We start from the raw sequence: 1,622 nt of genomic DNA on the forward strand, positions 1-1,622 counted from the left end.
GGTAGCCCTTAACGCCCTTCGGCGCCTGGCGCAGTGCCTCGACGTAGTCCTGACCGTTGGTGCCGACGAAGACCCCGGCCTTGGTACCGCGCACCGAGGCCGGTGCGATGCCGGCCCGCTCCATGGCCTCCCAGCTGGTCTCCAGGAGGAGCCGTTGCTGCGGGTCCATGGCCAGCGCCTCGCGGGGCGATATGCCGAAGAACGCCGGGTCGAAGTCGCCCGCGTCGGACAGGAAGGCGCCTTCCTTCACGTACGACGTGTCGGCGCGGTCCGGGTCCGGGTCGTAGAGGGCGGCGAGGTCCCAGCCACGGTCGTCAGGGAATTCGGACACGGCGTCGCCGCCGGCGGCGAGCAGTTCCCACAGTTCCTCCGGGGACCGCACCCCTCCCGGGAAGCGACAGCTCATCCCGACGATCGCGATGGGCTCCTGGGACTTCTCCTCGACGTCACGGAGGCGGCGTTGGGTCTGACGCAGGTCGGCCATGACCCGCTTCAGGTACTCGACCAGCTTCTCTTCGTTCGACACTTAGTCCTGCCCCCTCGCGGACACCAAACGGTTCTTGATCATTCTCAGGCATCCCCGAGCTCTCGGTCGATCACGTCGAAGAGCTCGTCGAGCGACGCGTCCTCGAGATCGTCGTCCGCCGCCTCGTCCGGGCCGGCGCCCTCCGTGAACGCGGCGCCGGGCTGGTCCAACTTCGCGAGCATCGCCTGGAGTCGGACGACAGCCTTGGTCCGGGCGATGTCGTCCTGCGGCAGTGCGGTGAGTACGGCCTCGATGCGGTCGATCTCCACGGGCAACGCCTTCTCCGGTGCGTCGTCCGCCGGTGCCAGCTCCCCCAGAAGGTGGCGAGCCAGTGCGGAGGGTGACGCGTAGTCGAACAGCGTGGTGGGCCGCAACTTCAGGCCCGTTGCCGTGTTCAGCCGGTTGCGGAGTTCCACCGCGGTGAGCGAGTCGAGACCCATTTCGAAGAAGCCCCGCTCCGCGTCGATCCCCGCGTGGGAGGCATGCCCGAGCACCGTGGCCGTGTGCTTGCGGATCAGGTCGAGCAGCAACGGCTCCCGCTCGGCTGCGGGAAGGGCCGCGAGGGTCTCCGCGAGTGGCACAGCGCGTTCGGCCGAGGGGTCCTCGGTGAACTTACCTATGGACTGGTGCAGTTGACGCACCTCGGCGATCTCACCGAACAGTGCGCTGGTGCGGGAGCCAGTCAGTTCCTTGGCGAACCGCGACCAGTCGACATCGGTGATAACCGGAGAGGCATCGGGTCCTGTGATGGCCTGCTCCATGGCCTTGACCGCGAGTCCGGGCTCCATGGGAGGCAGCCCGAACCGCTCCATGCGGCCACTGACCAGTGCGTTCTGAGCCGCCATGCCGTCGTCGGCCCAGGGACCCCAGGCGATCGACGTCGCGGGCAGACCCTCACCACGCCGCGCCTCGGCAAGCGCGTCCAGATACGCGTTCGCGGCAGCGTAGTTCGCCTGCCCCGCACCACCCACCGTCGCCGAGAACGACGAGAACAACACGAACGCCGACAACCCCATGCCCCGCGTCAGCTCATGCAGATGCCGCGCACCCTCCGCCTTCGCCCGCAGCACCGGCTCGAACCGCTCCACCGACAAAC

At 68.4% G+C, this 1,622-nt stretch carries 2 protein-coding genes; both read right to left on the reverse strand.

Annotated features, from left to right (window positions below; all coding sequences use genetic code 11):
- On the reverse strand, nt 1-526 hold a 526-nt coding region (locus GTW67_RS20055), incomplete at its 3' end, for a beta-ketoacyl synthase N-terminal-like domain-containing protein (protein ID WP_346010697.1).
- Nucleotides 527-570: 44 nt separating this feature from the next.
- Nucleotides 571-1,622: KR domain-containing protein (locus tag GTW67_RS20060; protein ID WP_161166197.1), on the reverse strand; the 1,052-nt coding region annotated here is incomplete at its 5' end.

The sequence above is a fragment of the Streptomyces sp. SID5910 genome, assembly GCF_009862125.1.
Taxonomy (GTDB): Bacteria; Actinomycetota; Actinomycetes; order Streptomycetales; family Streptomycetaceae; genus Streptomyces.